This is a genomic window from Streptomyces sp. 147326 (assembly GCF_045000215.1).
Lineage (GTDB): Bacteria > Actinomycetota > Actinomycetes > Streptomycetales > Streptomycetaceae > Streptomyces.
On record NZ_CP134201.1, the window covers coordinates 4304704 to 4328150 of the forward strand.

20 protein-coding genes are annotated in these 23447 nt (G+C 72.3%); 12 read left to right on the forward strand and 8 right to left on the reverse strand.

Annotation, left to right across the window (positions count from 1 at the left end; genetic code table 11):
- The first annotated feature begins 56 nt into the window (after positions 1 to 56).
- Complete coding sequence (locus RIU97_RS19455; protein WP_404958462.1) at positions 57 to 416, forward strand: hypothetical protein; 360 nt, start codon at positions 57 to 59, stop codon at positions 414 to 416.
- A 99-nt stretch (positions 417 to 515) separates the two neighbouring features.
- Complete coding sequence (locus RIU97_RS19460) at positions 516 to 695, forward strand: hypothetical protein (RefSeq protein ID WP_404958464.1); 180 nt, start codon at positions 516 to 518, stop codon at positions 693 to 695.
- Between the two features lie 100 nt (positions 696 to 795).
- Here the strand turns inward: RIU97_RS19460 and RIU97_RS19465 are convergent, their stop codons facing one another.
- The 3 genes from RIU97_RS19465 to RIU97_RS19475 form a co-directional block, all read right to left on the reverse strand.
- On the reverse strand, positions 796 to 1203 hold the full coding sequence (locus RIU97_RS19465) for a hypothetical protein (protein ID WP_404958466.1): 408 nt from the start codon (positions 1201 to 1203) through the stop codon (positions 796 to 798).
- Positions 1204 to 1269: 66 nt separating this feature from the next.
- Positions 1270 to 1668, reverse strand: coding sequence for a RidA family protein (locus RIU97_RS19470; RefSeq protein WP_404958468.1), 399 nt, complete (start codon positions 1666 to 1668; stop codon positions 1270 to 1272).
- Positions 1669 to 1743: 75 nt separating this feature from the next.
- On the reverse strand, positions 1744 to 2217 hold the full coding sequence (locus RIU97_RS19475; protein ID WP_404962881.1) for an RrF2 family transcriptional regulator: 474 nt from the start codon (positions 2215 to 2217) through the stop codon (positions 1744 to 1746).
- Positions 2218 to 2342: 125 nt separating this feature from the next.
- On the opposite strand from RIU97_RS19475, the gene RIU97_RS19480 reads away from it, so the two are divergent.
- From RIU97_RS19480 to RIU97_RS19495, 4 genes are all read left to right on the forward strand, one after another.
- A complete protein-coding gene (locus tag RIU97_RS19480) occupies positions 2343 to 3170 on the forward strand; it encodes a hypothetical protein (RefSeq protein WP_404958470.1) in 828 nt (275 codons plus the stop codon).
- 81 nt (positions 3171 to 3251) lie between these two features.
- Positions 3252 to 5246 (forward strand): FUSC family protein, encoded by a 1995-nt coding sequence (locus tag RIU97_RS19485; RefSeq protein ID WP_404958471.1) that lies wholly within the window; start codon positions 3252 to 3254, stop codon positions 5244 to 5246.
- 94 nt (positions 5247 to 5340) lie between these two features.
- The gene (locus RIU97_RS19490) at positions 5341 to 6042 is read left to right on the forward strand and encodes a hypothetical protein (RefSeq protein WP_404958472.1); all 702 of its coding nucleotides are present in this window, start codon (positions 5341 to 5343) and stop codon (positions 6040 to 6042) included.
- Positions 6030 to 7298, forward strand: coding sequence for a sensor histidine kinase (locus RIU97_RS19495; protein ID WP_404958473.1), 1269 nt, complete (start codon positions 6030 to 6032; stop codon positions 7296 to 7298). The genes RIU97_RS19490 and RIU97_RS19495 overlap by 13 nt, the downstream gene beginning before the upstream one ends.
- A 69-nt stretch (positions 7299 to 7367) precedes the next feature.
- Here RIU97_RS19495 and RIU97_RS19500 read toward each other — a convergent pair whose 3' ends face one another.
- The gene (locus RIU97_RS19500) at positions 7368 to 9455 is read right to left on the reverse strand and encodes a PhoX family protein (RefSeq protein WP_404958475.1); all 2088 of its coding nucleotides are present in this window, start codon (positions 9453 to 9455) and stop codon (positions 7368 to 7370) included.
- A 411-nt stretch (positions 9456 to 9866) separates the two neighbouring features.
- Between RIU97_RS19500 and RIU97_RS19505 the strand changes: the two genes are divergently transcribed.
- Positions 9867 to 11699, forward strand: a complete 1833-nt coding sequence (locus tag RIU97_RS19505; RefSeq protein ID WP_404958477.1) for a VWA domain-containing protein — start codon at positions 9867 to 9869, stop codon at positions 11697 to 11699.
- An 80-nt stretch (positions 11700 to 11779) separates the two neighbouring features.
- Here RIU97_RS19505 and aspS read toward each other — a convergent pair whose 3' ends face one another.
- Entirely contained in the window at positions 11780 to 13603 is a 1824-nt protein-coding gene (gene aspS / locus RIU97_RS19510; RefSeq protein ID WP_404958479.1) for an aspartate--tRNA ligase, read from the reverse strand.
- A 158-nt stretch (positions 13604 to 13761) separates the two neighbouring features.
- Between aspS and RIU97_RS19515 the strand changes: the two genes are divergently transcribed.
- Positions 13762 to 16008: a SpoIIE family protein phosphatase gene (locus RIU97_RS19515; protein WP_404958481.1), complete on the forward strand. Its 2247-nt coding sequence runs from the start codon at positions 13762 to 13764 to the stop codon at positions 16006 to 16008.
- A 243-nt stretch (positions 16009 to 16251) separates the two neighbouring features.
- Here RIU97_RS19515 and RIU97_RS19520 read toward each other — a convergent pair whose 3' ends face one another.
- Positions 16252 to 17244 carry a pirin family protein gene (locus RIU97_RS19520; protein WP_404958483.1) on the reverse strand — a complete coding sequence of 331 codons (993 nt, stop codon included), beginning with the start codon at positions 17242 to 17244 and terminating at the stop codon, positions 16252 to 16254.
- A gap of 343 nt (positions 17245 to 17587) precedes the next feature.
- Positions 17588 to 18388, reverse strand: a complete 801-nt coding sequence (locus RIU97_RS19525; RefSeq protein ID WP_404958485.1) for a DUF5937 family protein — start codon at positions 18386 to 18388, stop codon at positions 17588 to 17590.
- 113 nt (positions 18389 to 18501) lie between these two features.
- Between RIU97_RS19525 and RIU97_RS19530 the strand changes: the two genes are divergently transcribed.
- The gene (locus RIU97_RS19530) at positions 18502 to 18687 is read left to right on the forward strand and encodes a hypothetical protein (protein ID WP_404958487.1); all 186 of its coding nucleotides are present in this window, start codon (positions 18502 to 18504) and stop codon (positions 18685 to 18687) included.
- Here RIU97_RS19530 and RIU97_RS19535 read toward each other — a convergent pair.
- The gene (locus tag RIU97_RS19535; protein WP_030302361.1) at positions 18684 to 19142 is read right to left on the reverse strand and encodes an SseB family protein; all 459 of its coding nucleotides are present in this window, start codon (positions 19140 to 19142) and stop codon (positions 18684 to 18686) included. The genes RIU97_RS19530 and RIU97_RS19535 overlap by 4 nt on opposite strands.
- A gap of 172 nt (positions 19143 to 19314) precedes the next feature.
- Between RIU97_RS19535 and RIU97_RS19540 the strand changes: the two genes are divergently transcribed.
- From RIU97_RS19540 to RIU97_RS19550, 3 genes are all read left to right on the forward strand, one after another.
- Positions 19315 to 21141, forward strand: coding sequence for an acyl-CoA dehydrogenase (locus tag RIU97_RS19540; protein ID WP_404958489.1), 1827 nt, complete (start codon positions 19315 to 19317; stop codon positions 21139 to 21141).
- Between the two features lie 170 nt (positions 21142 to 21311).
- Positions 21312 to 22040 carry a hypothetical protein gene (locus RIU97_RS19545; RefSeq protein ID WP_404958491.1) on the forward strand — a complete coding sequence of 243 codons (729 nt, stop codon included), beginning with the start codon at positions 21312 to 21314 and terminating at the stop codon, positions 22038 to 22040.
- 100 nt (positions 22041 to 22140) lie between these two features.
- The gene (locus RIU97_RS19550; RefSeq protein ID WP_404958493.1) at positions 22141 to 23433 is read left to right on the forward strand and encodes a M18 family aminopeptidase; all 1293 of its coding nucleotides are present in this window, start codon (positions 22141 to 22143) and stop codon (positions 23431 to 23433) included.
- The last annotated feature ends 14 nt before the right edge of the window (positions 23434 to 23447 follow it).

Sequence of the window (23447 nt, forward strand, 5' to 3'; positions counted from 1 at the left end):
GGGGCTTCTTGGGGCCGGTCCGGGAGTCGCCCGGCGTGTCGGGGCACACCCCTCGCATGAGTGGGAGGCGACGCGCACGTTCGGCACTGACCCGGGCCCTGACCGCGGCCTGTGTCGTGCTGCTGTGCGTGTTCGGCGCCGGACCGGCCGGCGCCGCGGCCGCGGAGTCCCGTCCCGCCTCCACCGCGCCCTCCGAGCCCGGCGAACCCGGTGAGGGCCAGTCCGATCCGGCCGCCGACCCCGAAGCGCGGGCGGCCGTACGGACCATCACGCGCGGGCTGCCCGGCGTACGGCGGACACCGCTCGCGGTGTTTCACGTGAATCAGCCGGATGCGCCGCCGTGCGGGCCGATCGCGGAGACGGCCGAACCGGCCCTGTCCCTGCGGACGGTGCGGAGCGTGGTCCTGCGCTGCTGAGAGGACCGAGGAGCTGTCCGGCCCCACCGGCAGGACATCCCCGCGACACCCCCAGTGACAGCGCAGCCCCCACACCCCCTGAGCACGTGAGGTCCCGCCATGCCCATCGACCCGTACGCCGCACTGAACGCCATGCTCCGCGCCGAGGTCACACGGTTCACCCCGCCGGTCCGTCAGACCGAGCCGGCCGAGCCACCGAAGGCCCAGGCCGTGGCCGTCGCCGTCGCCGTCGAGTCCGAGAGTGAACCGCAGCAGAAGGCCGCCGACCCGGCCGCGTAGGAGCGCCCCGAGGCGCCCGCAGGGCCGTGTGGCCCTGCGGGCGCCTCGGGCACCGTCCCTCTCGTCCCTCTCGTCTTTCTCGTCCCTCTCGTCCCGCGCGTCAGTCCTCGCGCGTGTAGTACCGGTAGAAGGCCACCAGGCCCACGCCCAGGCCGACGGAGAGGCCGATGACGGTGGAGCGGAGCACGGACTCGTTGGTGAGGCTGTGCAGGTAGCCGGCGGCGACGCCGGTGAAGACGCCGTACGAGGCGGCGTGCACCTCCCGCCTGAGGCGGGGGCCGATCCGGGCCAGGGCGAACATGATCCCGGCGAAGAGCACGCCGCACAGGATCCCGTAGAAGACGTTGCCCGCGTCGACCGGGCCCATCTGGCGCTGGATGAAGGCGGCCCATACGCCGTACACGAGTCCGGCCAGCAGGGGTCGCACGTAGGCGCTCTTGCTCAGGTGGGCCATGTCCGCCGACTGCCAGGGCTGCCGCCTGGGGGCGGTGGGTGCCGCATGTGCCATGACGGGCTCCTCTCTTCCATCATCCAGAGCACACCCGCCACCTCAGACCGGCAAGTGGATCAACGGTCAGGACGTGCGCACCGCCACCGCGTCGATCTCGAAGAGCATGCCGGGCAGAGCGAGCGCGGCCACGCCGATCAGGGTCTGGGCGGGCAGTTCGGTGCCCCAGGTGGCGTGCAGCTGCTTGAGGAGGACCTCCAGCTTCCGCTGGTCGTGGCCGACGATGTAGGTGCCGATGCGCACGACGTCGGCGGGACCGAGGCCGACGGCAGAGAGGGCGGTCCGGAGGTTCGCGAAGGCCCGCTCCACCTGGTCGGCGAAGTCCTCGGAGACGACGTGGCCGCTCTCGTCGGAGCCGTACTGGCCGGCTATGAAGACCTGCTCGCCGGGGGCGGAGACGATGTGGCTGTAGCCGTAGTCGGTCGGGGTGTGGAGTCCTGCCGGGTTGATGATGCTGCGCGTCATGCCGAGCTCCCTGTTTCCGTTCACGTTGCCGTTCACGTTGCCGTTTCCGTACGTGCCGTGGTGCCGCCGCCGGTGCTACCGCGTGGCGAGCCAGGCGCGGAGCCGCGCCGGGGCCTCGGGGGCCTGCCGTTCGGCCTGCTGCCGGATCTCGTCGAGGTTCTGGGCGGCGAGGGCCCTGCGCCAGGCCAGTTCGGCCCGGGTCATGGCGTGCGCGATGGCGCAGTCGGCGGCATCGGCCGCCGGTTCGCCGGCGCCGGGGCCCTGCCGGCGGATCTCCGCGCACCGGAAGGCCTCCTCGGGCCCCTCGACGGCGGCGACCACGTCCATGAGCGAGATGGCGGCGAGCGGGCGGGCCAGCTTGAAGCCGCCCCGGGGGCCGGGGGCGGAGGTGAGGATGCCCGCCCGGGCCAGCGCCTGCAGCTGCTTGTTGAGGTAGGCGGCGGGAAGGTCGTGCCACGCGGCCAGCCGCGCCGCCGACACCGCCCGCTCCGGGCCGCTCCAGGCCAGGTTGACGCAGCTGTGCAGCGCCCACTCGACGCCCTCGCTCATCTTCATATCCTGGATATTAGATGTCCAGAATAAGGAAGGCAAGGGTGCCCCGCCGCCGGACGGTCCACCCCCCAACCGCAGCAACACCGCTCGCGCCCGGCTCCGCGCCCGCATTCCCTGGTGACGTGCGCACCATCCTGTCGGCGGTACTCATCGCGCTCGTGGCCCTGCTGGTGCCCGCGAGCGCCGTCGCGTACTGGGCGGACCACGAGCTCGGCAACGCCGACCGGTACACCGCCGCGATGTCCCCCCTCGCCGCGAATCCCGACGTCCAGGAAGTCGTCATCACCCAGGTCATCCGCGCCCTCGCCGGGCAGATCGACGCGGGCCCCTTCCAGATGGGTGTGGACGCGCTGCTGGGCGAGGCCCTGCACTCCTTCGCCGGCACGCCCGCCTACCAGACGGCCTGGGACGCGGCCAACCGCGCCGCCCACGCCGCCTTCCTCGAGGCGCTCACCACCGGCCACGGCGACGCCCTCACCATCGACCTCGCGCCCGTCATAGCCCAGGTCAAGGGCGAACTGGTCGAGGGCGGCGTGCCCTTCGCCGACCGCATCCCGGTGACGCACCTGTCCGTGAAGGTCATGGAGTACGACAACCTCGGCGCTCTCCGGGAGGGTTTCCACATGCTCCAGATCGCCGGCGTCTGGCTCCCCGTACTGACCCTGGTCCTGGCCGCGGCGGCCATCGCGGTCGCCGTCCACCGGCGGCGCGCCGTGATGGCCACCGGGCTCGGGCTCGCGGTCGGAGCCGGGCTGCTGTGGCTCACGGTGGAGGTGTGCCGCCGGCTCACCCTGGACGACCTGCCCGCCGACATCGACCGGCCCGCCGCCGGCGCCGTGTACGACGCCCTCACCGCATTCCTGCGCACCACCGCCTGGGTGGTGCTCGTGATCGGGCTCACCGCCGCACTGGCCGCATGGGTGATGGGCCGACTGCGCCGCACCCCATAAGCTCGGAAGGTACCCATCACACACAGAACGACATAGAAGAGCCCAGAAGAACCGATTCGCGAGCGGCGGCACGGAAGCGGGATGAGCACCGAACGCACCGAACACATATCCTCGCGGCGAGCCCGGCACCATCCGCTGGCTCCCCCCGCCTGGCTCCTCCAGGGACTGAAGCCGAGTACCGCACCGATCCCGTGGGCCGCCGTGGCCCGGGCGGCGGTCGCCCTGTCCGCCCCGCTCGCCGTGGGCTTCGCCCTGGACGAGCCCGAGTACGGCGCGCTCGTCTCCATGGGCGCCCTCTCCGGGGTCATCGGCGACACCGCCGACGCCTACCGGATGCGGGTCCTCAACATCGCCGTACCGCAGTGCTTCGGCGCCGTCGGCGTGGCCCTGGGCACCCTCGTCTACGGCCACGGCTGGCTGGCCGTCGCTGTGCTCACCCTCATCGCCCTGGTCTCCGGGATGATTTCCTCCATCGGCACGGTCGCCTCCGTGTCGGGGCTGCTGCTCCTGCTCAACGCCGTGATCGGCGCCGGCATCCCGATGCCGGAGCCCTGGTGGACGGCCCCGCTGCTGCTGAGCGCGGGCGGACTGTTCGTGCTGGCGCTTAGCCTGCTGGGCTGGCCGCTGCGCGGCAGACAGCCCGAGCGGGCCGCGGTCGCCGCCACCTACCGGGCCCTGGCCGACGCCCTGGAGGCCGCCGGGCACCCCGGCTCCGCCTACGACGAGCGCCGCCTGGAGGTCACCCAGACCCTGAACCAGGCCTACGACCTGGTGCTCGGCCGCCGGGCCCGGTTGCACGGGCGCAGCCCCTCACTGGTGCGGATGCTGGCCCAGCTCAACGTGGTGATCCCGCTCGTGGAGGCCGCGCCCGCCGCACACCTGCGCGGCCGGCCGCTGCCGCCCGAGATCCCGGCAGCCGTACGGTCCCTCGCCACCGCCGTCGAGGAGGGCCGCACCGGAACCCCCGTACTGGAGCTGCCCGCCGCGCACACCCCGGCCGAGCGGGCCGTCGACGGGGCCCTGCGCCATGCGGCCCGGATCGTGCACCTCGCCGAACCGGACCCGTACAACGTGGACGACCGTCTCGGCCGGCCCGCCGCGCTGCGCGTGCGGGCCCGGCGGGCCGTGCGCGACATGATGCTGTCCAGGGCCTCCTGGCGGTACGGGCTGCGGCTCGCGCTGTGCATCGGGCTCGCGCAGGTGCTCGTGTCGGTGATCGAGTTCGAGCGGTCCTACTGGGTCGCGCTGACCGTCACCTTCGTCCTCAAGCCCGACTTCGGCTCGGTGTTCTCCCGGGCCGTACTGCGCGCGCTCGGCACCGCCGGAGGGCTGGTCATCGCGGCCGCCGTACTCGCCGAGGTACCGCGCGGCTGGGCGGTCGTGCCGGTGATGATGGTGCTCGCCGGGCTGATCCCGGCCTTCTCGGTCAAGGGGTACGCCTTCCAGACCGCCGCGATCACCCCGGTGATCCTGCTGCTCTCGGACATGCTCAACCACCAGGGCTTCGACCTGATCCGCCCCCGGCTGCTGGACAGCCTGATCGGCTGCGCCATCACCCTCGTCGCGGGATACCTGCTGTGGCCCGAGAGCTGGCACACCCGGATCGGGGACCGGCTCGCCGACGCCGTGTACGACGCCGCCCGCTACGTGGAACGGGCCTTCGCGCCGGCCGCCGACGAGGCCGCCCACGCGGCGGCGCGCACCGCCCGCCTCCAGGCCCGGCGGCGCATCTACCGCGACCTGTCGGGCGTACGCAGCGAGTTCCAGCGGGCACTGACCGAGCCGCCGCCGACGGGGGCGCGGGCCGCCGCCTGGTGGCCGCTGGTGGTCGCCGTCGAGCGGATCGTGGACGCGACCACCGCCGCGCGGGTCCGGGTCAACCACGGCGCGGCGCCGCCCGACGCCGACGAGGTGCAGCGGATCGCACGCCAGCTGCGCGAACTGGCCGGGCGGGTCCGCAGCAGCACCGTCCCGGTGCGCGTCGAGGCGGAGCCCCCGGGCGACACGTCGAGCGTCCTGGCCCCCGTCCACCAGGAGGTCGCGGCGGCCCGCGCCATCGCCCAGCCGGAATCCTGACGCCGGATCCCGCCGAGTCCCCGGGAGGCGCCCGAAGTCGCCCGGATGGGCCTGAGTCCGGGCCGGGAGCCGCCCGGCGGGAGAGCATCGGAACATGCACCGCGCCCCGGCCGTGATCGTCCTCGCCGCCCTCCTGGCGGGCTGCGCCGACGTGGAGGGGCTGAAGAACGAGGGCAACCTCGGCACGGTGCACGCCCCGCAGAGCCTGTGGAAGGACATCCGCCCCGACCCGCCCGAACCGGACCAGAAGCCGGGCACGGCCTCCGTGGTGCCCGGGCTGCCCAAGGTGGCGGGCCTGAGCATGCGCGGGGTGAACGCGCTGTCCGTCGTACGGGCCGACATCACCTCGGCGACGGAACAGGACGGCGGGACGGGCCGGCTCGTCGACCCGCGGGCCGTGCAGCGGCTCGCACTCTGCACACAGGCTGTGGACGGCGGGCCCGACTGCCCGGTGCGCCCCGCGGTCCTGCACGACCTGACGGGCAACGGCCGGGAGGAGCTGATCACCGCGCTGGACCTCGACGGCCGGCTCAGCGAACTGCGCGTCTACACCGTCCAGGACGACGGGCGGGTCGCCCGGATCCTGTCCCGGCGGGCGGTGCTGGAGGGGGTGGAAGTGGCCGCCGAACACCTGGCGGTCCGCGAACCAACGTCGAACCCCGCCTACGTCGCCGTCTCCGACTACGTGTGGGACCCGAAGGCCCGAACCATGAACCTCACCCAGCTCACGCTGGACGACTGCCCGTCCCTCACCGGTGTCCCGCTCAGTCCGGACGCACAACGATGCACGCGCTGAGCAGCCTCCGCTGGAAGATCGCCCTGACCACCACGGCGGTGTGCTGCATGGTCGCCGCCGTGCTCGGGATCCTGGTGCACAACGTGGTCGCCGAGCAGATCGTCGGCGAGGTCCGCAAGGACGCGGACACGGCACTGGAGCACGCACTCAGCCACTACGAGTACGGCACCACGCACGGCGACGTGAACATCGTCCTCGACCCGCCCCAGCTTCCCCGCCTGCTCCGCGAACTCGTCGCCCGCGGCGACACCGGCAGCATGGTCGGCTCGTACGACGGCAAGCCCGTCATGTGGGCCGCCGCCCCCGCCGACAAACAGGCACTCGCCGTCTGGATCCCGTTCCAGGGCACCCGCAGCCGGCTGCGGGACGTCGACACCGCGATCCTCGCCTCCGCGGCGCTCGCCGCCGGTGTGGTGGCGCTGGCCGGCCTCTTCCTCGCGGACCGGATCAGCCGGCGGCTCGCGACCACCGCCGCCGTGGCCCGCAGGATCAGCGCCGGGGACCTGGACGCCCGGGTGGGCTTTCCCTCCCGTGCGGACGACCAGCGGCCGGGACGCCGCTCCCGGGACCGGGACGAGGTACGGGACGTGGCGCACGCACTGGACTCGATGGCCGGGTCCCTCCAGGACCGGCTGGAGGCGGAGAAACGCTTCACGGCAGACGTCGCACACGAGCTGCGGACCCCGCTCACCGGATCACTCGCCGCGGCGGCGCTGCTGCCCGAGGGCCGTCCCAAAGAGATGATCAACGACCGGCTGAAGGCCCTGCACCTGCTGACCGAGGACCTGCTGGAGATCTCCCGGCTGGACTCGGGCGTGGAACGGGCCGATCTGGCCCGGGTGGAACTCGGCCGGGCCGTGGAGCGGGCCGTCGCCGGGGCCGGGCCGGCCGCCTCGGTGCGGGTGGTCCGGGACGCGGTGGTCCTCACCGACCGGCGGCGCCTCGACCGGATCCTGGCGAACCTGCTGGTCAACGCCCACAAACACGGCCGGCCGCCGATCGAGGTGAGCGTGGAGGGCCCGGTGGTGACGGTCCGCGACCACGGACCCGGCTATCCACCCGAGCTGATCGAGCAGGGCCCCCAGCGGTTCCGCACCGGAGACCCCGGCCGCGGACGCGGCCACGGGCTGGGGCTCACGATCGTGGCGGGGCAGGCGGCGGTGCTGGAGATCGCGCTGAGCTTCGCCAACGCGCCCGACGGGGGCGCGCTGACGACACTCGGACTCCCGGTCGGACGGCTGCCGGGGGGAAGTTGACCGCGACGGGCCGGCGTTTCACGTGAACTGTGATCCTGTTTCACGTGAAACATCGGCCCAACAGCCGGATCAGACGCCGATGTTCTTGCCGTCCTTGCGCCAGACCGAGACGACGGCCGGGCGGACGATCTTGCCGGGACCATCGGGCCACACCGACTGCGGCTTCTCGACGGACGCGCCGTCGATCTCGCCCGGGTGCTGGACGGACACCAGGACGCGCTTGTCCTGGATGAGCGGGCCGCAGGTCTCGGCGCCGCGCGGGACGGTCAGGAACTGCTTCAGCTCACCGCGGCGCTCACCGGCCGTCGCGACGCCGAACAGGCCGTCGTGGGAGCCGAGCTGGTTGCCGTCCGTGGAGATCCACAGGTTGCCGTGCGGGTCGAAGGCCACGTTGTCCGGGCAGGAGATCGGACTGACCTTGTCCTTCGGGAAGCCCGCGAAGTACGTCGCCGGGTCGTTCGGGTCACCGGCGACCAGGAAGAGCCGCCAGGCGAACCCGTCGCCGGCCGGGTCGTCGAAGTTCTCGGCGAGCTCCAGGATCTGGCCGTGCTTGTTCAGATTGCGCGGGTTGGCCTCGGTCGCGCCCTCCTTGCCCGGCTTGCCCCGGTCGGTGTTGTTGGTCAGCGCGATGTAGACGCGGCCGGTGCGCGGGGAGGGCTCGACGTCCTCGGGGCGGTCCATCTTGGTGGCGCCCACCTTGTCGGCGGCCTGGCGCGTGAAGACGTACACCTCGTCGGCGGTCATGCCCTCGACGTGCGAGACGTTGCCGGTGGCCAGCTTGATCCAGACGCCGGAGCCGTCGAACTCGCCGTCGGAGGGGAGCTTGCCGGTGCCGTCGAGCTCGGCGGCCGGGGAGTCGCCGGTGAGCTTGGCGACGTAGAGGGTGCCCTCGTCGAGGAGCGTGAGGTTGTGCTCCTTCGCCGCGCGCGAGTTGCCCTTCTTCATCTGCTTCGACGAGACGAACTTGTAGAAGTAGTCGAAGCGCTCGTCGTCGCCCATGTAGACGACCGGACGGCCGTCCTCGGTCAGGCGGGGCTGCGCGGCCTCGTGCTTGAAGCGGCCCAGCGCGGTGCGCTTGCGCGGGACGGAGTTCGGGTCGTACGGGTCCAGCTCGACGACCCAGCCGAAGCGGTGCGACTCGTTGGGCTCCTGCGCCACGTCGAAGCGCTTGTCGAAGAGCTCCCACTTGCGCTCGGTGGCGCCGGCGGTCACGCCGTAGCGCTTCAGGCGGGCGGCCGCGGTCGGGTCGGTGACCTGGCCGGCGTTGCCGAAGTACTGGTTGAAGTTCTCCTCGCCGTGGAGGGTGGTGCCCCACGGGGTGGTGCCGCCGGCGCAGTTGTTGAGGGTGCCGAGCACCTTGGTGCCGGTGGCGTCGACGGAGGTCTTCAGCAGGGCGCTGCCCGCGGCCGGGCCGGTCAGCTTGAACTCGCTGGTGGCGGTCAGGCGGCGGTTGAGCTGGTGGCGGGTGACCGCGGTCAGCTTGCCGCTGCGGTGGTCCTCCTGGACGACGACCACGGACAGGCCGTGCGCGGCCCAGGCGATCTCGACCTGCTCGCGGGTCGGCTTGGCCGGGTCGTAGCCCTTGAACATGAGGATCTCGTCCGTGTACTCGTGGTTGGCCACGAGCAGCTGCTGGCGCTCGTAGTCGCCGCCGAGCGGGAGGAGGCTCAGGAAGTCGTTGTTGTAGCCGAACTGACCGGCCTGCGCGGCGGCGGTCTGCTTGTCGGGGTTGAAGCCCGGAGCGCCCTTGATGATCGGCTCGCCCCAGCGGATGACCACGTTCTGCTCGTGGCCCTCGGGGATGGTGACCTTGTCGTCGGTGTTGGGCGCGACGGCCTTGAAGCGGAGGCCGCGGGCGGCCTCGCCGCCCTTGCCGGCGCCGGCGGCCGCGGCCTCACCGGACGGGCTGGCGTTCGCGGTCTGCCCCGGGCCGCTGAGGGCCACGGCGGTACCGGCGGCGGTGGCGACCGTCACGACGGCGGCGGAACGCAGCATCGAGCGGCGTGAGTACGCGCGGGCTATGACATCGCCGGCGTACTCGTTGTCGCTGGTGTTCGGCACCTCGTGGAAGCAGGCGTCGCCACAGCGGTAACGACAGGTGAGAGCGGACCGGCCGCTCCCATGCGGGTTGCCGATGAGCGGCAGAAGCTTGCGCACGAATGTCCTCCGAGTAGCTGCGTGGGCGCCGACAACGTGTCGGAACGATCCAGCCGTGACGCTAGGCCCGGGTTGCGCCGAAGCGGCGGCGCGGGGATGAACGCTCGGTGAACCCGGCACGTCGGAGCGGCAGTTCGAGGACGGTCTGAGGGTGTTTGGAAGCCGGACGCCACGAAAGGCGACCCTGCCGAAGATCCAGCCGGGCGGCCGATAACCTTACGTGTCCACTCTGGGCAGGGATCATCCGCGCAGCACGGACAAATGACGCACGCACTCATGCGAAAGGCCTGGCCCATGGGTATTCGGAGCTTGTTGCGCAAGGTGTTCGGACGGTCTGAAGAACCCGTTCCGGAGACTACGGACGCCCCCTCGGCCGCTGTCCCCAACCAGGCGGAACGTACCCCCCTGGACGTGGCCGCCGATCTGGTGGCGGCGTCCTTCGACAACCCCACTGTTCCCCCGCAGTCCGCCCCGCGGGACCGCGAGCCCGGGACGGTCCTCACGGCCCCCGCCCCGGCCGCGGACCCCACGGTCCCCGAAGCCCGCCGCGCGCCCTCGCCTGCGGCGAAGCCCGGCCCGGAAAACCCCCCGCCCGCAGCGGAGCAGCCCGAGGCCCCCGCCGCCGAGGCCGAGCCGCCGGCCGCGGAGGCCGCTGCCGCTGCCGAGCCTGAGGCGCAGATTGCCGAAGCCGCTGCTGCAGAGCAGCCCGAGGCCGAGGCCGAGGCCGAACCGGCGGCAGCCGAAGCCACGGCCCCGGAGGCGGACACCCCCGCCGCCGCGGAGCAGCCCGAGGCCGAGGCCGACGCCGAACCGGCGGCAGCCGAAGCCACGGCCCCGGAGGCGGACGCTCCCGCCGCCGCGGAGCAGCCCGAGGCCGAGGCGCTGGCCGCCGAGGCTGAGCCGGCTGCCGCCGAGGCCGACGCACCCGCGCCCGAGGCGCAGGACGAGCCGCTGGCCGCCGAGACCGCCGCCCCTGAGGCGGAGGCAGCACCGGCGACTGAGCCGGAGCCGCAGACTGCCGAAGCCGCTGCGCCGGAGGCGGACACCGCCGCCGCTGCGGAGCAGCCCGAGGCCGAGGCCGACGCCGAACCGGCGGCAGCCGAAGCCACGGCCCCGGAGGCGGGCACCCCCGCCGCCGCGGAGCAGCCCGAGGCCGAGGCGCTGGCCGCCGAGGCCGACGCGCCGGAGGCGGAGGCGGAGGCGGAGGCGGAGGCGGACGCTCCCGCCGCCGCGGAGCAGCCCGAGGCCGAGGTCGCGGCGGCAGAGGCCGACGTAGCCGCGCCGGAGGGCGAGCCGCTGGCCGAGGTCGCGGAGGAGCCCGAAGCCGCGCCGCAGGCGCAGGACGAGCCCTTGGCCGCCGAAGCCACCGCGCCGGAGGCCGAGGCGGACACCACCGCGGCTGCGGAGCAGGCGGAGCCCGACACCGCGCCGGAGGCCCAGGACGAGCCCCTGGCCGCCGAAGCCGCCGCGCCGGAGGCGGAGGAGCTCCCCGAGGCCAAGGCCGAGGCCACGCCACAGGCGGAGCCGCCGGCCGCCGAGGCCGACGTACCGGCGCCGGAGGCGGACACCGCTGCGGAGCCGGAGGGGGCCGCGCATGCGCTGGCCGCCGTACGGCGTCGCGCGCCCGAGGTCGTCGGTGCGTACAAGGCCGCCGGCCAGGTGCTCCGTAGCAAGGGCAAGGCCGGGGCGCGGGCCAAGGTGTACCTCGTCCTGGACCGGTCCGGGTCGATGCGCGGCTTCTACAAGGACGGCAGCGCGCAGTACCTCGCCGACCACGCCCTCGCCCTCGCCGCGCACCTCGACGACGAGGCGACCGTGCACACCGTGTTCTTCTCCACGGAGGTGGACGGCACCGCCGACCTGGCCCTCGACAGCCACGACGCGGCCTGGGTCGAGGCCCGCCACGCCGAGCTCGGCCGGATGGGCCGCACCAGCTACCACGTGGCCGTGGAGGCCGTCGTCGAGCGCTACCAGAAGGACGGCGGCGAGGGCCCGGCCCTGGTCGTCTTCCAGACCGACGGCGCCCCCGACAACCGTCAGCCCGCCCGTCAGGCGATCACCGACGCCGCCGCCACCGCGCCCGGCATCCACTGGCAGTTCGTCGCGTTCGGCGACCACGAGAACAAGGCCTTCGACTTCCTGCGCAAGCTGGACGCCGACAACGCCGGCTTCTTCCACGCCGGCCCGGCCCCCACGGAGCTGGCCTCCGCCGCCCTGCTCAAGGGCGTCCTCGACCGGTTCTGAGCCCCCGCTCCCGTGGTACGCAAAAGGCGGCGCCCCCTCCCGCAAGGAGAGGGGGCGCCGCCTTCGGCGTATCGGCGGGTTCAGCCCCGCGGGGACCCGGCGTCCGGGACGACCGCGTCGGAGACGGGCCGCTCCGCCGCCTTCGTCTCGACCGGCTTGCGCAGCGCGATGTTCAGCTCGCGCAGACGGGCCTCCTCCAGCACCGTCGGCGCGCCCATCATCAGGTCCTGCGCGTTGCCGTTCAGCGGGAAGGCGATCGTCTCGCGGATGTTCGGCTCGTCGGCCAGCAGCATCACGATGCGGTCCACGCCCGGGGCGATGCCACCGTGCGGCGGGGCGCCGAGGCGGAACGCGCGCAGCATGCCCGCGAACTCGCGCTCGACGGTCTCGGCCTCGTAACCGGCGATCTCGAAGGCCTTCAGCATGACCTCGGGCTCGTGGTTGCGGATGGCGCCGGAGGACAGCTCGATGCCGTTGCAGACGATGTCGTACTGCCACGCCAGGATGTCGAGCGGGTCCTTCTCCTCCAGGTCCTTCATGCCGCCCTGGGGCATGGAGAAGGGGTTGTGCGAGAAGTCGATCTTGCCGGTCTCCTCGTCCTTCTCGTACATCGGGAAGTCGACGATCCAGCAGAAGCGGAAGACGTTCTCCTCGAAGTGGCCGGCACGCTTGGCCGCCTCGACGCGAACGCCGGACATGATCTTGGAGACCTCGTCGAACTCGCCCGCGCCGAAGAACACCGCGTGGCCGGGGGCCAGGCCCAGGCGCTCGGTGAGGACCTTGACGTTCTCCTCGGTGAGGAACTTGGCGATCGGGCCGGTCAGGGCGCCGTCCTCGCCGACACGGACCCAGGCGAGGCCCTTGGCGCCCAGCGAGATCGCGTACTCGCCGAGGCCGTCGAAGAACTTGCGCGGCTGCGCGGCGGTGTCCGGGACGGCCAGCGCGCGCACGTGCTTGCCGGCGAACGCCTTGAACTCCGAGCCCTCGAACACGTCGGTGATGTCGACGAGCTCCAGCTTGGCGCGCAGGTCGGGCTTGTCGTTGCCGTACTTCAGCATCGACTCGCGGAACGGGATCCGCGGGAACGGCGAGGTGACCTCGCGGCCGTTGCCGAACTCGGTGAAGAGCTCGGTCATCAGGCGCTCGATCGGCTGGAAGACGTCCTCCTGCTCGACGAAGGACATCTCCACGTCGAGCTGGTAGAACTCGCCCGGCGAGCGGTCGGCGCGGGCGTCCTCGTCGCGGAAGCAGGGCGCGATCTGGAAGTACCGGTCGAAGCCGGAGATCATCAGCAGCTGCTTGAACTGCTGCGGGGCCTGCGGCAGGGCGTAGAACTTGCCCGGGTTCAGGCGGGACGGCACCACGAAGTCACGGGCGCCCTCGGGGGAGGTCGCGGTGAGGATCGGGGTCGCCATCTCGTTGAAGCCGAGGGCCACCATCTTGGAGCGGATGGAGGCGATGACCGCCGAGCGCAGCATGATGTTGCGGTGCATGCGCTCGCGGCGCAGGTCGAGGAAGCGGTACTCCAGGCGCCGCTCCTCGTTCACACCGTCGTCGGTGTTGATCGTGAAGGGCAGCGGGGCGGCCGCGCCGAGCACCTCGACCTCGGCGACCTCGATCTCGATCTCGCCGGTCGGCAGCTCGGGGTTGACGTTGTCCGCGCCGCGGGAGACGACCTTGCCGTCGATGCGGACGACGGTCTCCTTGGTGACGCTGCTGAGCGCCTCGTTCGCGGCGGTGCCGGGCCGGGCGACGAGCTGCGTGATGCCGTAGTGGTCCCGCAGATCGATGAAGAGGATGCCGCCCAGGTCTCGACGGTTGTGCAGCCAGCCGCTCAGCCGGACGTCGGCGGCGACGTCAGAAGCGCGGAGCTCGCCGCAGGTGTGGGACCTGTACCGATGCATCAGTCATCCAGTTCTACGCGATACCAGGGTGGATTCAACCGTCCCAAGGTTACCGTCCGGGAGGGTGACGGGTCGGGCACTCCCTCCAGCCTGCGCAAATGCGTCCGGCGGTCCCTCCTAACAGGCACCTGACGGATATGACCTGTAAAGATGGCCGGGTGCGCACCGAGGACGTCCTGGCCGCCATCGCGACGGGCCTGTGGCGGTGGGACAACGCCTCCGGGACGGTCACCCTCGACGGTGAGGCCGCCCGGCTCCTCGGGCTGCCCGCGGAGCCCGTGGTGCTGCCGGAGGTCTCCGTACGGTCCCGGTTCCACCCGGTGGACTGGAACGAGATCAACGGGATCGTGAACCTGGCCGTCGCCGAGGGCACCCTCGCCGAGGCCCGGCTGCGGATCATGGACGTGGACGGGCGGGTCCTGCGGACCGTGCGCAGCCGCTCCAAACCGCTGGAGAGCCGGTCCGCCGACGGCCGCGTCGACTACGAGCTGATCGGCACCATCCAGGAGATCGCCGAGCCGCAGCCCGGCACCACCGCCGCGCACACCCCCATCACCGGCGACTGGCGGCGCTCCCGCGAGGCCTTCCTGCTGGACGCGGGCCGCGCGCTGGCGGAGGCCCGGTCCACGGCCGAGGTGCTGCGGGTCGCGGCCTCGCTGTCCATGCCGGGCTTCAGCCCGGACGGGCTGGCCGTCTTCGGCGTGGCCGGGGAGCGGCTGTCGATCGTCGGGCACCACGGGCACGACCCGGGGGACGAGGAGCCCTTCACGGACATGCTGCTGGAGACGGACTACCCGGCCGCCGAGGTCGTCCGTACCGGCCGGGCGATCTACCTGGCCACCCCGGAGGACTACAAACGGCGGTTCCCGGCCGCCTGGCCGCTCGCCCAGCGCTTCGACCGGGTGTCCTGGGCCTTCCTGCCGCTGACCGTGGCCGGGCGGACCATGGGCGCCTGGATGGCCGCCTTCAGGCACCCGGCGTCCTTCTCCCCCGACGAGCGGTCCGTCCTGACGACCGTGGCCCGGATGCTGGCCCAGGCGCTCCAGCGCGCCGGGGTGGCCGAATCCGAGCGGGAACTCACCACCGGCCTGCAGCGGTCGATGATGCCGCAGCTCGGCCCGGAGATCCCGGGCATGCAGATCGCGGCGCGGTACGTCCCGACCGGTGGCGGGCTCCAGGTGGGCGGCGACTGGTACGACATGATCCCGCTGCCGTCGGGCAGGTTCGCGCTGGTCATCGGCGATGTGCAGGGCCACGACGTCCGGGCGGCCGGGCTGATGGGCCAGCTGCGGATCGCCGTACGGGCGTACGCGTCCGAGGGCCACCGGCCCGACGCGGTGCTCTCGCGCGCCTCCCGCTTCCTGGCCGGGCTGTGCGCCACGCAGGAGTCCGGCCCTTACGAGGACGGGGGCACCGGCGTGGGCCAGGGTTCGGTCGCCGACCTGGACGCGGACTTCCAGAGCCCGCGGTTCGCGACCTGCCTGTACGTGGAGTGCGACCCGAAGACCGGAATGCTGGAGGTGGCCCGCGCCGGACACCCCGACCCCGCGATCCGGATGACCGACGGCACCGTCCTGATGCGCCCCACCGCGGGTGGGCTCCCCCTCGGGATCGTCCCCGACACCGACTACCCCACCACCCGGTTCACCCTGGAGCCCGGCGAGACGATGATGCTGTGCACCGACGGGCTCATCGAGACCGGCGGGCACGACCTGGACACGGGCTGGGCGCGGCTGCGCGCGGTCCTGGAGTCCGACACGCACGGGTCCGGGGGCGCGCACGAGCCGGAGGGCGCGGGGGCCGGCCACTTCCAGCCCCCGCACCTCGAGAGGCTGGCCGACCTGCTGGTCCAGGCCGTGCACGGGCCGTCCTCGCACCACACCACGGGTCCGCTGGCCGACCGGCGCGAGGACGACATAGCCGTGGTGCTGCTGTGCCGCGAGGGCGATGACTGCGGCTGCGCCACGCCGCTGACGCACCCGGCCCGCCCGGCGCGCCGTACGGTGCTGACGGTGGCCCAGGCCGAACCGGAACGGATCGCCGGCGCCCGCCGGCAGGTCCGCGAGCTGCTGCACGACTGGGCCGACGCCGACCAGGTGGACTCGGCCGTGCTGATGGTCTCCGAGATGGTGACGAACGTACTGATGCACACCGACGGCGACGCGCTGCTGGTGGCGGAGGCGGTCGGCGAACTGGGCGCGCGGCGGCTGCGCGTGGAGGTCGCGGACGGGAGTGACGAGCTCCCGCACAAGCGGCACCCCGGCGAGATGTCCTCCAGCGGCCGCGGGGTGATGCTGATGGAGATGCTCGCCGACACGTGGGGCGTGGACCCGCAGGGCGAGGGCAAGTCGATCTGGTTCGAGCTGCACGAGCAGTCGAAGACGGACGCCGACCCCGTGCCGTGAGCCCCGGGCGGCCCCGTCCTGCCGGCCGTGCCCGGTACGGCCCTGCTCGGGCCGATGCGCGCCGGCGCCTGTCCGCAAGAAGAGCCCCGGCATGCTCCTCGCGGTAGCGGTGACCGCGGCCCTCTTCGGGGTGGTCTCGGAGCTTCGGGCCCGCTACGCCGACACGGCGCCCCCGGACCCGTGGATCCGGCGGACGCCGCGTAGAGCGGGACGGGCTCCCGGCCGGGAGCCCGTCGGGGCGGGTCAGTCCTCCGCGTCGCCGGCGCCGCGGTGGCCGAGCCCGGTGCGCGCGGTGGTGGGGATGCGGCCCAGCCGGCCGGCCTGGAAGTCGTCGAAGGCCTGCTGGAGTTCGTGCTTGCTGTTCATGACGAACGGACCGTAGTGCGCCATCGGCTCCCGGATCGGGCGGCCGCCGAGGAGCACGACCTCCAGGTCCGGGGCGTTGGAGTCCTGGGACTCGTCCGCCCGCACCGTGAGCGAGCCGCCCTCGCCGAAGACGGCCGTCTGCCCGGTCTGGACGGGCCGGCGGTCCTCGCCGACGGACCCGCGTCCGGCCATGACGTACGCCAGCGCGTTGAAGTCCTCGCGCCACGGCAGGGTGATCTGCGCGCCCGGCGTGACGGTCGCGTGGATCATCGTGATCGGGGTGTGGGTGATGCCCGGGCCCTGGTGGCCGTCGAGCTCGCCGGCGATCACGCGGAGCAGGGCGCCGCCGTCCGGGGTGGTCAGCAGCTGGACCTGGCCGCCGCCGATGTCCTGGTAGCGCGGGGGCATCATCTTGTCGGAGGCCGGGAGGTTCACCCACAGCTGGAGGCCGTGGAAGAGCCCGCCGCTGACGACGAGGGACTCCGGCGGAGCCTCGATGTGCAGCAGTCCGGACCCGGCGGTCATCCACTGCGTGTCACCACCGTTGATGACTCCGCCGCCGCCGTTGCTGTCCTGGTGGACGAAGGTTCCGTCGATCAGGTACGTGACGGTCTCGAAGCCGCGGTGCGGGTGCCAGGGCGTGCCCTTGGGCTCGCCCGGCGCGTACTCCACCTCGCCCATCTGATCCATCATGATGAACGGGTCGAGGTACTGGTAGTTGATCCCGGCGAACGCGCGGCGCACCGGGAATCCCTCACCCTCGAACCCACCGGGAGCGGAGACGACGGCCAGCACCTTGCGCGGGACGGCGGCCTGCGGCTCGGCCACTCGCGGAAGCGTCAACGGGTTCTCAACAGTCACTGCGGGCATGGTCAGGACCTCCTTCTACTTCGAGTTTAGTTGAAACTCGAACTTTCTGCCACACCCCACAGAACAGGGCGGCCCCCGGGGACATTCCCCGGGGGCCGCACCCCTACCTGACCGGCCGCTTCCCCGCGACTACGGCGCGTCGAGGCGGATCCGGGCCGGCGACGCCGCCAGGACCCCCGTACCCAGCGCCATCACCCCCGTGGCCGCCACAGCCGCGAGCTCGGTACGCAACGACGTACGTGACATCGCACCCTCCCTGCCGGTCCGAGCGGGACTCCCCCGCGGCACCGATGGTCCGCCGTGCCCGCGGGCGGCCGCGATCCTTTCGGGGGTGCCCGAAAGGTCAGCCGCCGCTGCGCAGCAGGTCCGCGCCCAGGCCCGTCACCGAGTGCAGGACCGCCTTGCCGTCCCGCTCCGTGGTGATCAGGCCGGCCGCGCGCAGGGTGCGGGTGTGCTCCGAGACCGACGGGAGGCTGATGTCGAGGTCCCGGGCCAGTTCGCTCGTCGTGCGCCGCCGCACCAGCTGCTGGAGCACCGCCGCCCGGGTCCGGCCCAGCAGCGCGTCCAGCGCGCGCTCCGCGGGACCGGAGCCGACCAGGGGCAGCGGGGTCATCGCCGGGTACATCAGCACGGGCGGCCCCTGCAGCCCGCCCGGGCCCTCCGCGACCAGCGGGCGCCCCGTCCAGAACGGCGAGGGCATCAGCAGCAGCCCGCGCCCGCCCAGCCGGACCTCGTAGTGCGGCGGCCGGTCGACCTCCAGGACGGTGCCCGACCAGTCGGCCCGCGGGTGCGTACTGGCCAGGCACGCCTTGATGCCGTGGGTGGCCAGCAGCCGCGTGCGCCAGGCCACGTCCGCCTGGAAGGACTGCCGGATCCGGGACCAGTGCGGAGCCACCACGACCTCGTGGGCCGCCCCGAGCGCCCCGCCCAGCTGGTCCCACGCCTCGCGGTCCCGGCCCCACAGCGCCCGCAGCCAGGAATCCGGCCCGGGCGCCCGGGCGGCCGCGCGGACGAGCTGCTCGCCGGTCAGCAGCGGCGCGGCCTCCCGTACGGCGGCGAGCCCCTGCGCCAGCGTGGGCGTGTACGGCTCGACGAACTGGGGGTTGTCACCGTCCGGGCGCAGCAGGTCCAGCAGCGGGCGCACCCGGCCCGGCAGCTCCCGGCCGACCCTGGCCCGCCAGCGGCCGAAAACCGCCGGTTCGTCGGTGCGCTGCCTGGGGGTACCTCCCAGCGGTAGCTGGGGGAGCGACCAGCGCCATGGCCAGCTCCACCATCGGCAGCGGTTCGCTCGCGAAGGTGACGTTGAACAGGTCCTCGGCCGTGAAGTGCACCCTCAGCAATGCCGCCCCCCGTCAGGCCCGGCGTCCGGCCGTCTGCGCGGCAATGGCGTCCAGCCGTCTGCGCAGCAGTGGCGTCGGCCACCTGCGCGGCAATGGCGTCTAGCCGTACATGCGGCGCATGGCGAAGTCGACCATCTGCTCGACCGCCTTGGCGTCGAAGACCATCCGGTGGTCGCCCTCCATGTCGAGGACGAAGCCGTACCCGGTCGGCAGCAGGTCGATGACCTCGGCGCCGGTGATCACGAAGTACTTGGACTCCTTGCCGGCGTACCGGCGGAGCTCCTTGAGCGTGGTGAACATGGGGATGACCGGCTGCTGCGTGTTGTGCAGCGCCAGGAATCCGGGGGTCTCGCCGCGCGGGCAGTAGACCTTCGAGGTGGCGAAGATCTGCTGGAAGTCCTCCGCGGAGAGGGAGCCGGTGGTGAAGGCCCGCACCGCGTCGGCGAGCGACGGCGGCGATGGCTCGGGGTAGAGCGGCTGCTCGCCGTACCCGCCGGCCATCTGCTGCGGGGCGGCGTACTGCTGCCCTGCGCTCACGTTCTGGTCGTAGCCGTACATGGGGGGAAGACTACCGACCGGCCCGTCGCGCTCGGACACGCATTTCCCGCCAGGCTTGACGCTGGTCACAGTCGTCAGGGGTTGCGCCTTATTACCGACGGGTAGCATCATTACGTTACCGATTGGTATGTACGAGGAACCTCTCTCCCCGAGCCTTAACGGAGCCGTCGCCATGGGGCACTACAAGTCGAATCTCCGCGACATCGAGTTCAACCTCTTCGAGGTGCTCGGCCGCGACAAGCAGTACGGCACCGGTCCGTTCGAGGAGATGGACACCGAGACCGCCAAGAGCGTCCTGTCCGAGCTCGCCCGCCTCGCGGAGAACGAGCTGGCCGAGTCCTTCACGGACGCCGACCGCAACCCGCCGGTCTTCGACCCGGCCACCAACACCGCGCCGGTCCCGGCCTCCTTCAAGAAGAGCTACGAAGCCTTCATGGACTCGGAGTACTGGCGCCTGGGCCTGCCCGAGGAGATCGGCGGCACCACCTCGCCCCGCTCCCTGATCTGGGCCTACGCGGAGCTGCTGCTCGGCTCGAACCCGGCCATCTGGATGTACTCCTCCGGCCCGGCGTTCGCCGGCATCCTCTTCGAAGAGGGCAACGAGGCGCAGAAGAAGGTCGCCCAGATAGCCGTCGAGAAGCGCTGGGGCTCCACCATGGTCCTCACCGAGCCGGACGCCGGCTCGGACGTCGGCGCCGGCCGCACCAAGGCCGTCCAGCAGGACGACGGCTCCTGGCACATCGAGGGCGTGAAGCGCTTCATCACCTCCGGTGAGCACGACATGGAGGAGAACATCCTCCACTACGTCCTCGCGCGCCCCGAGGGCCACGGCCCCGGCACCAAGGGCCTGTCGCTCTTCCTCGTCCCGAAGTTCCACTTCGACTGGGAGACCGGCGAGCTGGGCGAGCGCAACGGCGTCTACGCCACGAACGTCGAGCACAAGATGGGCCTCAAGGCCTCCAACACGTGCGAGATGACCTTCGGCGACCAGCACCCCGCCAAGGGCTGGCTGATCGGTGACAAGCACGACGGCATCCGCCAGATGTTCATGATCATCGAGTTCGCCCGCATGATGGTCGGCACGAAGGCCATCGCGACCCTGTCGACGGGCTACCTGAACGCGCTGGAGTACGCCAAGGAGCGCGTGCAGGGCCCGGACCTGGCGAACTTCATGGACAAGACCGCGCCCAAGGTCACCATCACGCACCACCCCGACGTGCGCCGCTCGCTCATGACGCAGAAGGCCTACGCCGAGGGCATGCGCGCCCTCGTCCTGCACACGGCGACCGTCCAGGACGAGATCCAGGTCAAGCAGGCCGCGGGCGAGGACGCCTCCGCCCTCATCGGCCTGAACGACCTGCTCCTGCCGATCGTCAAGGGCTACGGCTCGGAGAAGTCGTACGAGCAGCTCGCGCAGTCCCTGCAGACCTTCGGCGGCTCCGGGTACCTGCAGGAGTACCCGATCGAGCAGTACATCCGCGACGCCAAGATCGACACCCTCTACGAGGGCACCACGGCCATCCAGGGCCAGGACTTCTTCTTCCGGAAGATCGTCCGCGACCAGGGCGCCTCGCTGAACCTCCTCTCCGAGACGATCAAGAAGTTCCTGGCCGAGGCCGTCGGCGGCGAGGAGCTGGCCGGCGCCCGCGACGCGCTCGCCAAGGCCGCCGTGGACCTGGAGGCCATCGTCGGCCAGATGATCGTCGACCTCACCGCCACCGGCGAGGACGTCAAGAACATCTACAAGGTCGGCCAGAACACCACCCGCCTGCTGATGGCCTCCGGCGACGTGGTCGTCGGATACCTGCTGCTCAGGGGCGCCGCCGTGGCCGCCGAGAAGCTGGCAGGCGCCTCCGCGAAGGACGTCCCCTTCTACACCGGCAAGATCGCCGCCGCGAAGTTCTTCGCGGCCGAGGTCCTCCCGGGCGTCTCCGTCCAGCGCGCGCTGGCCGAGGCCGTCGACAACTCCCTCATGGAGCTCGACGAAGCCGCCTTCTAGGCTGCTCGCGGGCCGCGCCGGCCCGCCACACCAGTACGCCGTGTACGCACAGCGGCCGGGACCTCCCCAAGGAGGTCCCGGCCGCTGGCGCATGCGCCGCCTGGTCCGCCCCGGGGCCCCTGTCCTGCGGCTTTCCCCCGATGTCAGTCGTTCATGGGACGCTCGTACGCATGAGTCCACAGGATCAGCACGGCAGCAGGGGGTACTCCGTCCCCACCGGGCGCCCGTACGCCCTCAAGGAGCTGCAGGCGAGCCTGGGCAGTCTCGGCGACCACCTGCGCGAGCTGTACGAAGGCGCCCACCCCGCCGAGTACGACACCATCGCCGACGCGCTGTACGTGGCCTTCCAGACCGCCGCCGGACTCGCCCCCGCCAAGAGCTACACCGGCTGCTCCGAGCACCCCAACGGCGCCCTCGATCCCGAGGCACCCGACGGCTGGGGCCGCTGCCTCATCTGCAACGACCGGCGACGCCTCGGACAGCGCCGGCACGGCGGCCCCGCCGCCGCCCCCGCCGGGGAGCAGCGCCGCCTCGGGTACCCCGTACCGGAGGGCCCGTACACGCTCCAGGCACTGCGCGCGTGCGTGCGCACCGTCGAGGACCAGCGGTTCCACCTGGGCCTGTCCTCCCCCGCCGAGGACTTCGTCCGCATCGCCGACGACCTCCACCGCGCCTTCATCGTCGCCCGCGAACTGTCCCGGCCGCGCAACGCCTCCGGCTGCTCCGAGCACCCCGGTGCGCCCATCGACCCCGATGCACCCCCCGGTGAGGCCTGTATCTTCTGCGCCGGACGCAAGAGACGCGCGCAGCGCTCCCCGCAGACCCCGGAGATGCTCCCGCGCATCCGCCGGGGCGAGCGCAGACAACTGCAGCGCCGATTCGAGCGACCGCCGGGCTGAGAACCGACGGGACCGCAGATCACCCACCCTGCGGACCCCGACCTCGGCTATCCGTCGCAGTCCGGCCATGGCGAACACGACCGTCGTTAAGGTGAACCACATGAGCTCTCCCGCCCGCTTCGACCGCGGCCACACCGACGATCTGATGACCTTCCTGACGGCCAGTCCGTCGCCGTACCACGCCGTGGCCAACGCGGCGGAGCGGCTGGAGAAGGCAGGCTTCAGGCAGTTGTCGGAAACGGACGCCTGGGATGCGGGCACCGGGGGCAAGTTCGTGCTCCGCGGCGGTGCGCTCATCGCCTGGTACGTCCCCGAAGGCGCGGCCGCGCACACCCCGTTCAGGATCGTCGGCGCGCACACCGACTCCCCGAACCTGCGGGTCAAGCCGCAGCCGGACACGGGCTCCCAGGGCTGGCGGCAGATCGCCGTCGAGATCTACGGCGGCACCCTGCTCAACACCTGGCTGGACCGGGACCTGGGCCTCGCCGGGCGGCTGACGCTGCGCGACGGCAGCGAGCGCCTGGTCAACGTGGACCGCGCACTGCTGCGCGTGCCCCAACTCGCCGTGCACCTGGACCGGTCGGTGAACACCGACGGCCTCAAGCTCGACAAGCAGCGGCACATGCAGCCGATCTGGGGTCTGGGCGACGTGCACGAGGGCGACCTGATCGCCTTCCTCGAGGAGGAAGAGGACCTGGAACAGGGCTCGGTGGCCGGATGGGACCTGATGGTCCACTCCATCGAGCCGCCCGCCTACCTGGGCCGCGACCGCGAGCTGGTGGCCGGCCCGCGCATGGACAACCTGCTGTCGGTGCACGCGGGCGTCGCGGCGCTGGCGGCCGTCTCGGGCGCCGAGAAGCTCGACCACATCCCGGTGCTGGCCGCCTTCGACCACGAGGAGAACGGCTCGCAGTCGGACACCGGCGCGGACGGCCCGCTGCTGGGGAACGTGCTGGAACGTTCAGTCTTCGCCCGCGGAGGCTCGTACGAGGACCGCGCGCGGGCCTTCGCGGGCACCATCTGCCTGTCCTCGGACACCGGACACGCCGTCCACCCCAACTACGGGGAACGGCACGACCCGACGCACCACCCGCGCGCCAACGGCGGCCCGATCCTGAAGGTCAACGTCAACCAGCGGTACGCGACGGATGGCAGCGGGCGCGCGGTGTTCGCGAGCGCGTGCGAGCGGGCCGGCGTGCCGTGGCAGACCTTCGTCTCCAACAACTCCATGCCGTGCGGCACGACGATCGGCCCGATCACGGCCGCCCGCCACGGCATCCAGACCGTGGACATCGGCGTCGCGATCCTGTCGATGCACAGCGCGCGCGAACTGTGCGGCGCGGACGACCCGTACCTCCTCGCCAACGCCCTGGTGGCCTTCCTGGAGGGCTGACCCCCCAGGAAGGC